Origin of the sequence: Aeromonas sp. s9 (genome assembly GCF_040907765.1) — a bacterium.
In the GTDB taxonomy this organism is placed as follows: domain Bacteria; phylum Pseudomonadota; class Gammaproteobacteria; order Enterobacterales; family Aeromonadaceae; genus Aeromonas; species Aeromonas caviae.
The window spans coordinates 1-12206 of record NZ_JBFOCK010000048.1; the positions used below are offsets into that span (position 1 = coordinate 1).

A 12206-nucleotide genomic window follows, 5' to 3' on the forward strand; every position below is an offset into this window, starting at 1 on the left:
CGAGCCTCTCCAGGGCATTTCGCAGCCACACGGAGCGTCACCCCCCTTCCCATCGTCCATGACAATGGGCAACAGATGCGTTCAAACACTCAAGTGCAGGTTTCCCGGACAGAGGGACCGAGACATCTCTATAGGCAGTACCTTCCCGCTGCACGCCCTCCCCCATCGATGCAGACAACCGTCACACCTCACCGACAAGCCCCTGCCCTGGATACCCGTATTCGCCGAAATGAGGCCCTGTTCGCCCACGACTGCGAACCATTGTCTTGCCCATTGAGAGACCCCCGTTAAACAATCGATGCATCGAACAAATAATTCAGAATAGGAATACGTTTTATTTATCACCGCATATAAAAAGGGCGCATCATCTTGTATTAAACCTGTTTTTTGTATGGAAAAGCCCGAATCAAATGACAGGGGTGCATTACACTCAAAACGACGCTTCATACCCAGAAAGTGTGAAGGGTTCGTCAACGAAGAGATGTCGGATGATTCTATTTTCTTGGCTGGGGTGTGCTTATGTTCGACTCGAAACTTAAAAAAGAGCTGGCAGCAGAACGAGAGAGGGCCTTGAAAAGCGAGGCACTGGATCATGCCATGCACGATCATCTTCCCATGATTGAATTCACTACCGATGGTTATATTCTCGATGCCAGCCCGCTTTTTCTTCATTCCGTCGGCTACTCCCTCAATGAGATCGTGCAGCAGCATCACGCCATGTTCTGCATGAAAGAAGATACCGACTCTCCCTCCTATCGGGAATTCTGGCGAGATCTGGCAAATGGGCACAGCCAGCATGGCACCTTCCACCGGGTTGGCAAACAAGGCAAGGAAATATGGCTGGAGGCCACCTATTTCCCCGTCAGCCAGGGCGGAAAAATAATCAAGATCATCAAAATAGCGTCAGATGTGACGGTGCAACATGATCTGCTCATGACTCAAAAAGCAATATTTGAGGCGCTGGATCGCTCCCTCGCCGTCATCGAGTTTGAACCGACTGGTGTTGTTATTTCCGCCAACCGTAATTTCCTGGATACCATGGGCTATCGACTTGATGAAATTAAAGGCCATCAACATCGCATGTTTTGTGATGAGCTGTTTTATCGGGAACATCCCGATTTCTGGCAGGAGCTGGCTCAGGGGACGTTCAAATCGGGACGCTTTCAGCGATTTGATAAAAAAGGCCATGAAGTCTGGCTGGAGGCAACCTACAACGCTGTGCGGGGCAGCCATGGCAAGGTGATCAAGGTCATCAAGTTTGCCTCCAATATCACCCCGCAGATCAGCAAAGATCAGGCCGTACAACATGTGGCCAAGGTGGCAAATGAAACATCTGTCACAACCAAATCCTCCGCCATCAAAGGAGAGGAGATGTTGACCACCGTCGTCTCCACTTCGGACAATATTGTCAGACAGATGGAACATGCCAGCACCTTGATGAGCAAGCTCCACGCTCAATCCCAGAATATCACCGCCATCGTATCCACCATCAGCAGCATTGCAGACCAGACCAACCTGCTCGCGCTCAATGCCGCCATCGAAGCGGCGAGAGCCGGCGAACAAGGCAGAGGCTTTGCCGTCGTGGCCGATGAAGTTCGTCAACTGGCGGCAAGAACCTCCCTATCGACCAACGAAATAGCCAATGTCGTCAGCCAGAATCAGCAGCTCACCAGGCAGGTCAGCGAGCAGATCCAGTCCGCGGCAGACGGTGCCATCCACGGGCAAAAGCAGATCGATGACGTTGCAAAAGTGATGGAGGAGATAAGACACGGAGCAGAAGAGGTGTCGACCATCATCTCGGAACTCTAGATAAATCAGGGAAGCACTCAGGAGCCTGCCATCGAGCAGGCTCTTTGATGTTCACACCAGGGGTCGCAGCTTGGCACGTGCAGATTCAAGAGATGAACCGGCTCTTCAGGTCGCTGCCATTCTGGCTGTCAATCAACTAGAAACAAAAAGGCCACTATTGCTAGTGGCCTTAGTAACTCTTTGATTTTAATGGTGCCCGAGGCCGGAATCGAACCGGCACGACGCGAACGTCGAGGGATTTTAAATCCCTTGTGTCTACCGATTTCACCACTCGGGCACCGCAATCGGTATCAAGCTCGCGTGGCGGGCTTGTCAATATGGAGGCACGTTCCGGAGTCGAACCGGACTAAACGGATTTGCAATCCGCTGCATAACCGCTTTGCTAACGCGCCATGCAAAAGAGAGGAACTCTCTATTGTCTGAATTTGGAGCGGGAAACGAGACTCGAACTCGCGACCCCGACCTTGGCAAGGTCGTGCTCTACCAACTGAGCTATTCCCGCATCGGTCTGGCTGACTGCCTGACTGTGAGAACGCATTCTAGCGATGTTCCCCGCCCAGTCAACCAAAAACATTTAATACGCTGATCGTTCGGGTGTTTTTTACCCTTGTCCCACACTTTTGGCGCTCATGGCCGTTTCTCGGCGCCAGTGGCAGAGAAACGGCCATCTTCCCGTCGGGACTAGAACCGGGAGTGGTAGCTGAGATCGCCCCAGGCGGCCTTCATGTACTGGAACATGGACCAGAAGGTGAGCACGGTGGCCACGTAGAGCAGCACATAGGCGAGCCACACCATCCAGATGTCGTATTGCCAGATGAGGCCGGTGAGCGACACCATCTGGATCATGGTCTTCCATTTGCCAATCCAGCTGACGGCCACCGAGGAGCGCTTGCCAAGCTCGGCCATCCATTCACGCAGGGCGGAGATGATGATCTCCCGGCCAATCATGGTCATGGCGGGGATGGTGACCCAGACGGTGTTGTAGTGCTCGACGATGACCACCAGGGCCGCCGCCACCATGATCTTGTCGGCCACCGGATCGAGGAAGGCGCCAAAGGCGGTGGACTGGTTCAGCTTGCGGGCAAGATAGCCGTCAAACCAGTCGGTTGCGGCCGCCAGGATAAAGACGATGGCCGCCGCCATGTAGGACCACTGATATGGAAGGTAGAACAGGATGACGAAGACGGGGATGAGCAAAATCCGAAAGAACGTCAGCAGGTTAGGAATATTTGTCATTATTTTCAGCCACTTCTTGTATGCCGCTACATGGTAGCCCCAAGCCGATCGCGGATGCAACCGAACTGGCGCCCGCCTTGGTCCATTAATCCATCAATAACCTCAGGATGCCGGTCATTATGGCATTTGGGAGCCCCCTGCGTCACGGCTCTTGTGCGCAGGCGGCAAGCCCTGATGCCCCCTGGCGTGACCTCCTTCACACCAAAGGCAGCGCTAGAGCGAGTGCAATGCGTCGTGGATGGACTGGGCCAGCTCCTGGCTGATGCCGGGCACCTTGGCGAGCTCGTCCACCCCGGCTTTTTTCACCTCCTGCAAACCCCCCAGGTATTTGAGCAGCGCCTGCCGCCGTTTCGGCCCCACCCCGGGAATCTCTTCCAGGGTACTGGTGGTGCGGGCCTTTGCCCGCCTGGCCCGGTGGCCCGTGATGGCAAAGCGGTGGGATTCGTCGCGAATGTGCTGGATGAGGTGCAAGGCGGGCATGTCCGCCGGCAGGTGCAGCTCTTCGTGGCTGTCCCCCAGGATCAGGGTCTCCAACCCCGCCTTGCGGGTCACCCCCTTGGCGATGCCCACCAGCAGCGGATATTTGCCGCCGAGGAACTCCAGCTGGCGCGCCAGGATCTCCTCCGCGCGGCGCAACTGGCCGAGACCGCCGTCGATAAACAGCACATCCGGCACCTTGTCCGGCTCCTGCTGCTTGCCAAAGCGACGCTCCAGCGCCTGCTCCATGGCGGCGTAGTCATCCCCGCCGGTGATACCGTCGATGTTGAAGCGGCGGTATTCCGAGGAGAGCGGCCCCTCCCGGTTGAACACCACGCAGGAGGCCACGGTGCGCTCCCCCATGGTGTGGGAGATATCGAAGCACTCCATGCGGGCGATGGGGCTCTCGAGCTCCAGCAGCTCCTCCAGCTGATCGTAACGGGCGGTGATGGTGCTCTTGTGGGCGAGGCGCGAGCGCAGCGCGGTCTGGGCGTTGATGGAGGCGAGCTTGATGAAGCGGGCCCGCTCGCTGCGTGTCCGGCTCACCACCCGCACCTTGTAGCCGGCGGTCTGGCTCAGGGTGTCGGCGATGACGCTCTCATCCTCCAGCGCCACGTCCAGCAGCACCTCGCTCGGGATCTGCCGTCCCCCCTGCCCCGACAGATAGAACTGCAGCAGGAAGGATTGCACCACCTCGTCAAGCGGGGTATCGGCCGGCACTTTCGGGAAGTAGCTGCGCGATCCCAGCACCTTGCCCTGGCGGATGAAGAGCACGTGGATGCAGGCGGTCCCCTGCTCGAAGGCCACCCCCACCACGTCGAGCTCGTCCAGCACGTTGCCGCTCACCGACTGCTGCTCGGTGACCCGGCGCAGGGCCTGGATCTGATCCCGGTAGCGGGCCGCCTCCTCGAAGCGCAGATCGCCGCTGGCGGACTCCATCTTGCCCACCAGTTCGCCGATCACCTGCTGGTTCTTGCCCGCGAGGAACAGCTTGGCCAGCGCCACCTGCTGGGCATACTCGGCCTCGCTCACCAGCCCCGCCACACAGGGGCCGGCGCAGCGCTTGAGCTGGTAGAGCAGGCAGGGGCGGGTACGGTTGGCATAGACGGCATCCTCGCACTGGCGCACCGGGAAGATCTTCTGCATCAGGTGCAGGCTCTCGCGTACCGCGCCACCGGAGGGGTAAGGGCCGAAATACTCCCCCTTCACCTTGCGGGCGCCGCGATGGACGCCGATGCGCGGGTGCCGATGGTCGGTGATGATGATCCAGGGGTAGGACTTGTCATCCCGCAGCAGCACGTTGTAGCGGGGCTGGTACTGCTTGATGAGGTTGTGCTCGAGGATCAGCGCCTCGGTCTCGGTGTGGGTGACCGTTACCTGCACATCGGCAATCTGGCGCACCAGGGTGCGGGTCTTGATGCTGTCGACATTGGCTCGAAAGTAGGAGGCGAGCCGTTTCTTGAGATCCTTGGCCTTGCCCACGTAGATGACGGTGCCGCCGCTGTCGTACATCCGGTAGACACCGCTCTGGTGGGTGACGGCGCTCAGAAATGCCTTGCTGTCAAAATGGGGCTCGGGAGAGAGGGTCATCGGCAACTCGACTCAACGGATGAATGCAAAAAGACGGGGAGAGCATACTGCCCACAGCCTGCAAAAAGCAAAAGGCGGCCGGTGCCGCCTTTGGTGTCCACACGCCCCCGTTACAGGGTATCGGCATCCAGCATGCCATAACGAATGGCCAGATGGGTCAGCTCCACGTCACCGTTGATCCCCAGCTTGCTGAACAGGCGGTAGCGGTAGCTGTTGACCGTCTTCGGGCTCAGGTTGAGCTGCTCGGAGATGTCGGTCACCTTCTGCCCCTTGGTGATCATCATCATGATCTGCAGCTCCCGCTCGGAGAGGGACTTGAAGGGGTTCTCGTCGGCGGAGGCGAACTGGCTCAGGGCCATCTGCTGGGCGATCTCCGGGGAGATGTAACGCTGACCGGAGTGAACCAGGCGAATGGCGTGGATCATCTCGTCCGGCGCGGCCCCCTTGGTGAGGTACCCGGCGGCGCCCGCCTGCATCACCTTGGTAGGGAACGGATTTTCTGAATGAATGGTCAGCACTATGATGCGCACATCGGGGCGGATCCGCAGGATCTTGCGGGTCGCTTCCAGACCGCCGATGCCCGGCATGTTCATGTCCATCAGGATCACATCGGGGTGATGTTGCCGACAGAAGGCCACCGCGGTTTCCCCGCTCTGCGCCTCGCCCACCACCTTGATCCCGCGGACGTCTTCCAAAATGCGTCTTATCCCTGTACGCACCAACTCATGATCATCGACCAGGAATACATTAATCACCCAAACACCCCGTTTTTATCTCGTTATATGCCAGTTAGGGTTAACACGGCGTCTTGCATCATAACCAAACTCGATGATTTGGCAAACCATGGGCGGGAAAAGTTTGAAATTGCTCGTAAAATCCGTTTTAAATCAAATTATTATACAAAGAATCAATTAAAAAACGGCGCCCTGGGGCGCCGTATTGCATCAAAGCCGTTTCGCCAGCCTCAACCGGCCAGCAGCGCACGTACCTTGTCGAGATCGGCCTGGGTGTCCACCCCCACCGGCGGGGCTTGCAGCGCCTGGGCCACGTGGATCTTCTCCCCGTACCAGAGCACCCGCAGCTGCTCCAGGGCTTCGACCTGCTCGAGCACGCTCGGCGCCCAGTCCACGTAACGCTGGATGAAGCCGGCGCGATAGGCGTAGATGCCGATGTGGCGTTGGTAGTGATCGCCAATCTGCTCGCGGCTCTGGGCAAAGCGGTCCCGATCCCAGGGGATGCTGGCGCGACTGAAATAGAGGGCATACCCCTCCCGGTCGGTCACCACCTTGACGGCATTGGGATTGAACGCCTCTTCGGCATCCCTGATCGGCACCGACAGCGTCGCCATGGGCGCGCTGGCCGCGGCCAGGTTGTCCGCCACCTGGCGGATGATGACGGGGGGAATGAGGGGCTCGTCCCCCTGCACGTTGACGATGATGGTATCGGCGGCAAAGCCGTAGTGACGGCACACCTCGGCCAGACGCTCGGTGCCGGACTGGTGATCCGGTGAGGTCATGCACACCTCGAACCCGGCAGCGGCGGCAAAGGGAGCCAGAGCCTGCTGCACCCGCTCGTCATCGGTGGCGACGATCACCCGATCGGCGCCCGATTGCAGGGCCTTCTCCACCACGTGCTGCACCATGGGCTTGCCGTGAATGTCGGCCAGCGGCTTGCCCGGCAGCCGGGTGGAGGCGTAACGGGCAGGAATGACGACGACGAAACTCATGGCTTCAGCTCTTCCAGCGCCAGGTGACGGGCCCGGTTCTCCAGCAGCACCGGGATCCCCTCCTCCAGGGGATAGGCCAGTCTGTCGAAGCGGCAGATGAGCTCCTGAGGGCCCTCGGCGTGCGCTTGATAGTGCAGTTTCCCCTTGCAGACCGGGCAGGCGATGATGTCGAGCAGTTTAATATCCAGTGCCACAACGAAACTCCTTTAACGATTTCCCACAGGCGATCTTGCCTGGCATGTCAATGTGCAGGGCCAGCCCCCGAGTCCGGGCGCTGGCCGTCTGTTCCAATCCGGTGGCGCCCGTCAGGGCGCCTGGTGCCCGTTCCCTCTTCCGGGCTGCGGGCCCAGGGTGCGCAGCAGCGCCTCCCCCAGGGCATCGGGCAGCTCGGCGCTGACCGGCAGATACCACCAGTTGTCCGGGGCGAAGGGGCGGCACTTGACCGCATCCTTCTCGGTCATCAGCAAGGGGCGCTGGCCGAAGCGGGCCAGCAGCTCGGCGGCGTCGAACGCCTGGTGATCCCCGTAGCCGACGCTCTGCACCAGCTCGTAACCAAGGGCGGTCAGGGTGGCGAAGAAACGGGGGGGATGGCCGATGCCTGCCAGGGCATCCACCGGCCCCGAGAGGGGGGCCGTGAGAGGCGCATCATCGCACACCCGGCGCAGGGTATCCGGCACCAGGCGCATGGCGTATTCGCCACGGGCGGGTTCGCCGCCGTTGCAGATGATGGCGTCCACCCGCTTGAGGCGGGTCGTGGGCTCGCGCAGCGGCCCCATGGGCAGCAGACAGCCATTGCCAAAGCGGCGCGCACCGTCCACCACCACCAGTTCGATGTCACGGGCCAGGGCATAGTGCTGCAGGCCGTCGTCGGTGACGATGATGTCCACCTCACCGCTTTGCTCCAGCAACCGCACAGCATCGGCCCGTCTGGGGGCCACCGCCACGGGGCAGCCGCAGCGTCTGGCGATGAGCACGGGCTCATCCCCGGCCTCGGCCGGGGTACTGCTCTCATCCAGTCGATAGGGGTAATGGGGCGCCTTGCCGCCATAGCCGCGGCTCACCACGCCCGGGCGCCAGCCCCGGGCCTGGAGTTGTTCCACCAGCCAGACCACCACCGGGGTCTTGCCGTTGCCCCCCACCGAGAGATTGCCCACCACCACCACCGGCAGGGTGGCCCGATAGGCGCTGAACCAGCCCCGGCGATACCCCAGACGGCGGACGCCGCTGATGAGGGCAAACAGCAGGGCGAAGGGGGCCAGCCCCCAGCGCCAGAGGCTGTTCCCGTACCAGAGTCTGGCCAGCATCAGCCCTTGTTACCCGTGGCTGTATTACCAAACTGAATGGCCCGCAGCTGGGCATAAGTACCATGCATGTCCATCAGGGTTTGGTGGTTGCCGCGCTCGACGATGTGTCCTTCGTCGATCACCAGGATCTCGTCCGCCTTCTCGATGGTGGAGAGGCGGTGGGCGATCACGAGGGAAGTGCGTGCCTTGCACAGCTCGTCGATGGCCGCCTGGATGTGGCGCTCGGACTCGGTGTCCAGGGCCGAGGTGGCTTCGTCCAGCAGCAGCACCGGAGAGTCCCGCAACAGGGCGCGGGCGATGGCGATGCGCTGGCGCTGGCCGCCGGAGAGGGAGGCGCCGTTCTCGCCGATGACGGTGTCATAGCCTTCCGGCATCTTGCTGACGAAGTCGTCCGCATGGGCGATGCGGGCCGCCTGCTTGATCTCGTCGCGGCTGTACTTCTCTTCCGCCGCGTAGGCGATGTTGTTGGCCACGGAGTCGTTGAAGAGGTGCACGTGCTGGGAGACCAGGGCGTACTGCTTGCGCAGCTCGCTCAGGCGGTATTCGCGGATGTTGACGCCATCCAGCAGAATTTCCCCCTCTTCGATGTCATAGAAGCGGGTCAGAAGGCTCGCGATGGTGCTCTTGCCGGAGCCGGAACGACCCACCAGGGCCACCGATTTGCCCGCCTCCACCTTGAAGCTGATGTTGCGCAGCGCCGGTGTTTCCTTGGTCGGGTAGGTGAAGGTGACGTTGCGAAACTCGATTTCACCTCGGGCACGTTCCAGAGTGCGAGTGCCGGTGTCCTGCTCCGGGGTGGAGTCCAGCAGACCGAACAGGCTCTGGCAGGCGGTGATGCCGCGCTGGAACTGGTTGTTCACGTCGGTCAGGCTTTTCAGCGGCTTGAGCAGCATCATCATGGAAGTGACCATGACGGTGAAGGTGCCCGCGGTCAGGGTCGCCTTGACGCTGTCGATGGTGGCGACATAGAGGAAGACCGCAAGGGCCACGGAGGCCACCATCTGGACGATGGGGCTGCCGATGGCGTCGGCGGCGACCATCTTCATGGTCTGCTGGCGCATCCGGTTGCTCACCTGGTAGAAGCGCTTGTCCTCCACCTCCTGGCCCCCGAACATCAGCACTTCTTTGTGCCCCTTGAGCATCTGCTCGGTGGAGGTGGTGATGTCACCTACCGCCTGCTGGATGTGGCGGCTTATCTTGCGAAAACGTCGGCTGATGATGCTGATGAGGATCCCGACCAGGGGCCCCACCACCAGGAAGATCACCGACAACTGCCAGGAGTGCCAGAACATCAGGCCCAGCAGGCCGATGACGGTGGCCCCTTCCCGCACCAGGGAGACCAGGGTCGAGCTCGCGGCGGACGACACCTGACCGGCGTCATAGGTCACCTTGGAGAGCAGGTTGCCGGTGTTCTGGCGGTCGAAGAAGCTCATGGGCATGGCCATCAGGTGGCTGAACACCTGCTGCTGCAGGCGCATCACCACGTGGTTGCCGACCCAGGCCATGCAGTAGTTGGAGAGGAAGGCGGCACAGCCGCGCAGAGCCACGATGCCGAGGACGAAGAAGGGCATCCACTTGAGCACGCTGCTGTCGTTGCCGTTGAGCCCCTGGTCGATGAGCGGTTTGATGGAGTAGACGAAGGTGGTATCCACGGCCGCGTAACCCAGCATGCCAATGATGCCGCCCACCAGACCCAGCTTGCGATCCCGGACATAACCGAGCAGGCGCTTGAAGACGGCCCAGCTCTCTTGTGAGGTTTCTTGTTGCATGAATAGCCGTTAATAAGGGAAATGACGGGCTATTCTAGCCAAACCTTGGAGCTACACCAAGCGCCGCTGGCGCGATGGCTACAACCCGGGTCACAAATGAAGGCCGCCCCTTGCCGGGCTGGCTCACCGGATCCTCACTCCCTTCCCCATACCTGCGGCTGCCACCAGGGGCCGCCACGCCGGTACCAGGGCCCCTGCTCCCGCTCGGCCCGGATCCTGAGCCCCGCGTCCCCCGGCTCGATCAGAATGGCGCCCGCCTCCCCCGTGACCCACTGCCGCGCCCCCTGGTATCGCGCCACCACCTCGGGGCGGGGAAAGCCCCACTGGTTCATGAAGCCTGCGCTGTGCACCACGAAGGCAGGTTTCACCGCAGCCACGAAGGGGGCCGTGGAGGAGGTGCGACTGCCATGATGCGGGCTCACCAGCAGGGTGCTGGCCAGCCCCGCGCCCTCACCCTCCTCCAGCGCCAGTGCCAGCAGGCGGCGCTCTGCCTGCTGCTCGATGTCGCCGCTCAGCAGCAACCGATGACGCCCGTCGTCCAGCTGCACCACGCAACTGTCATTGTTGCGCCCCGCCCCGGCTGCCAGGGGCCAGAGCACCCGCACATCCAGTCCCTGCCAATGCCACTGCTGACCTCGGCGGCAGGCCTGGGTAGCCGGTGCAAAGGGGAAGGAGGAGAGCTCCCGACGCACCGCCATGCTCTGCAGCAGAGCCTGCCGGTTGCCCGCGTGATCCCTGTCTCTGTGGCTGATGATCAGGGTGTCGATCACCCGGATGCCGAGCCGGTTGAGCAGGGGCAGGATGGCCGCATCCGCCATGTTGTAGCCCCCGGGGTAGCGATCCCCGGTATCAAACAGGATGGCCCGATCCCCCCGGGTGACGAGCACCGAGAGCCCCTGCCCCACGTCCAGCACCCGCACCTGCCAGGCAGCGGGAGCAGGCCAGAGGGCGAGCAGCAGGGCCGCCGCCACCGGCCCCCCCAGGGCGCGCCCTCCCGGCAGGTGCCATCCCGTCCACAGCAGGATCAGCAGGGCGCTGGCGGGCATCAGCCAGCCGGGCACCGGCCACCAGAGCTGCAGGCGATCCGCCAGCTGCGTGAGCCCCCACAGCACCCACTCCAGGCCGAAGGCGGAGACCCAGAGCAGGCCGTGGGCCAGCAACGTGGAGAGGGGCGCCACCAGCACGCCGATGAGCGCCAGGGGAATGATGACAAGGCAGAACAGCGGCAGTGCCAGCAGATTGAGCAGAAACGCCAGGGGCGCCATCCCCTCGAACAGCAGCAGTTGCAGGGGCAGCAATCCGAGCAGCAGCAGAAGTTGCAGCCGCACCAGGCCGGGGCGATCGTGCAGCAGGCTCGCCAGCAACAGCAGGGCCACCGCCAGAAAAGAGAGCCAGAACCCCGCAGAATAGAGGGCGAAAGGGTCCCACAATGTCAGCACTACAAAGGCCCACAGCCAGATCCGGTGGCTCGGCCAGTCCCGCTTTAGCCAGCGCAGCAGGCTCCACACCAGCACCATGATGAGGGCACGCTCGGTGGCCACCGCAAACCCCGCCAGCCAGCTGTAGGTGGCCGCGAACAGGAGTGACACGCAGATAGCCCCGCGCAGCCCGAACAGCCGCCCGAGCCACCAGCCGAGCACCGCCACCAGAGCGATATGCTGGCCCGAGATGGCGATGATGTGGGTCAGGCCGCTGCCGCGAAAGAGTTCCCACTGGGCATCCGTGATCCCCCCCTGTTCCCCGAAGGTGAGGGCCGCCAGCAGGGGGGCCTGCGCCATCCCCTCCCAGGCGCGACTCGCCGCCACCAGCCAGCGATCGCGCACACCCGGGGGCACGGCATCCAGGGCGATGACCCGGCGCAGGTTGCCGGTGGCGGTGATCCCCTTGCCAAGGAGCAGGCGCCGCCCATCCATCCCCGCTTCGTTGGCCAGGCCATGGGCCGGCTTGAGAGAGGTCACCAGGGTGACGCGGCTGCCGGCAGGCAACGGCGGCAACACCTGATAGGCATTGACCCGCACCAGAGGTGGCACGATGAGGGGGCGATCGTCCAAGGTATCGAGGCGCAGCAGCAGGCGCGCAAATTTATCCCCCTCTTTCTCTCCCGAAGACTCCGTACTTTGCACGTGTGCGGTTATGATGTGGCTCGTTTTTTTGCCAAGCTGATCCAGCCAGGCAAGCCGGTAGTGCAAATTCACCTGCATCCAGAGGATGCCGAGCAGCAGAAACAGCAGCCGCCAGCAACGACCACCGGCGAGGGGGAGCGCGAGCAGCAGCATCAGGCCACCCCATTCCCAT

9 protein-coding genes and 3 tRNA genes are annotated in these 12206 nt (G+C 62.0%); 1 reads left to right on the top strand and 11 read right to left on the bottom strand.

Annotation, left to right across the window (positions count from 1 at the left end):
* Positions 1-519: 519 nt before the first annotated feature.
* A complete protein-coding gene (locus tag AB5Y54_RS09540; RefSeq protein ID WP_048207956.1) occupies positions 520-1809 on the top strand; it encodes a methyl-accepting chemotaxis protein in 1290 nt (429 codons plus the stop codon).
* A 190-nt stretch (positions 1810-1999) separates the two neighbouring features.
* Here AB5Y54_RS09540 and AB5Y54_RS09545 read toward each other — a convergent pair.
* From AB5Y54_RS09545 to AB5Y54_RS09595, 11 genes are all read right to left on the bottom strand, one after another.
* A tRNA-Leu gene (locus tag AB5Y54_RS09545) sits at positions 2000-2086 on the bottom strand.
* A gap of 41 nt (positions 2087-2127) precedes the next feature.
* Positions 2128-2201: transfer RNA gene (locus AB5Y54_RS09550), tRNA-Cys, on the bottom strand.
* Positions 2202-2235: 34 nt separating this feature from the next.
* Positions 2236-2311 (bottom strand) — tRNA-Gly (locus tag AB5Y54_RS09555).
* A gap of 179 nt (positions 2312-2490) precedes the next feature.
* Positions 2491-3045, bottom strand: a complete 555-nt coding sequence (gene pgsA / locus AB5Y54_RS09560; protein ID WP_010675229.1) for a CDP-diacylglycerol--glycerol-3-phosphate 3-phosphatidyltransferase — start codon at positions 3043-3045, stop codon at positions 2491-2493.
* Positions 3046-3258: 213 nt separating this feature from the next.
* Entirely contained in the window at positions 3259-5112 is a 1854-nt protein-coding gene (gene uvrC, locus AB5Y54_RS09565; RefSeq protein WP_039040279.1) for an excinuclease ABC subunit UvrC, read from the bottom strand.
* Between the two features lie 110 nt (positions 5113-5222).
* Positions 5223-5867 carry a UvrY/SirA/GacA family response regulator transcription factor gene (uvrY, locus tag AB5Y54_RS09570; protein WP_010675231.1) on the bottom strand — a complete coding sequence of 215 codons (645 nt, stop codon included), beginning with the start codon at positions 5865-5867 and terminating at the stop codon, positions 5223-5225.
* 209 nt (positions 5868-6076) lie between these two features.
* Positions 6077-6838: a 3-deoxy-manno-octulosonate cytidylyltransferase gene (kdsB, locus tag AB5Y54_RS09575; protein WP_039040278.1), complete on the bottom strand. Its 762-nt coding sequence runs from the start codon at positions 6836-6838 to the stop codon at positions 6077-6079.
* Positions 6835-7032, bottom strand: a complete 198-nt coding sequence (locus AB5Y54_RS09580) for a Trm112 family protein (protein ID WP_010675233.1) — start codon at positions 7030-7032, stop codon at positions 6835-6837. Before AB5Y54_RS09580 ends, kdsB begins: the two co-directional genes overlap by 4 nt.
* A 111-nt stretch (positions 7033-7143) precedes the next feature.
* Positions 7144-8142 carry a tetraacyldisaccharide 4'-kinase gene (gene lpxK / locus AB5Y54_RS09585; protein ID WP_010675234.1) on the bottom strand — a complete coding sequence of 333 codons (999 nt, stop codon included), beginning with the start codon at positions 8140-8142 and terminating at the stop codon, positions 7144-7146.
* Positions 8142-9911, bottom strand: coding sequence for a lipid A ABC transporter ATP-binding protein/permease MsbA (gene msbA / locus AB5Y54_RS09590; protein ID WP_368153517.1), 1770 nt, complete (start codon positions 9909-9911; stop codon positions 8142-8144). Before msbA ends, lpxK begins: the two co-directional genes overlap by 1 nt.
* A gap of 134 nt (positions 9912-10045) precedes the next feature.
* On the bottom strand, positions 10046-12187 hold the full coding sequence (locus AB5Y54_RS09595; RefSeq protein ID WP_368153519.1) for a DNA internalization-related competence protein ComEC/Rec2: 2142 nt from the start codon (positions 12185-12187) through the stop codon (positions 10046-10048).
* Positions 12188-12206: the final 19 nt, after the last annotated feature.

Bases quoted from the DNA above. Each gene is read 5' to 3' on its own strand.
- pgsA (WP_010675229.1), bottom strand. From the start codon at position 3,045: ATGACAAATATTCCTAACCTGCTGACGTTCTTTCGGATTTTGCTCATC.
- kdsB (WP_039040278.1), bottom strand. From the start codon at position 6,838: ATGAGTTTCGTCGTCGTCATTCCTGCCCGTTACGCCTCCACCCGGCTG.
- msbA (WP_368153517.1), bottom strand. From the start codon at position 9,911: ATGCAACAAGAAACCTCACAAGAGAGCTGGGCCGTCTTCAAGCGCCTG.
- uvrC (WP_039040279.1), bottom strand. From the start codon at position 5,112: ATGACCCTCTCTCCCGAGCCCCATTTTGACAGCAAGGCATTTCTGAGC.
- AB5Y54_RS09540 (WP_048207956.1), top strand. From the start codon at position 520: ATGTTCGACTCGAAACTTAAAAAAGAGCTGGCAGCAGAACGAGAGAGG.
- AB5Y54_RS09595 (WP_368153519.1), bottom strand. From the start codon at position 12,187: ATGCTGCTGCTCGCGCTCCCCCTCGCCGGTGGTCGTTGCTGGCGGCTG.
- lpxK (WP_010675234.1), bottom strand. From the start codon at position 8,142: ATGCTGGCCAGACTCTGGTACGGGAACAGCCTCTGGCGCTGGGGGCTG.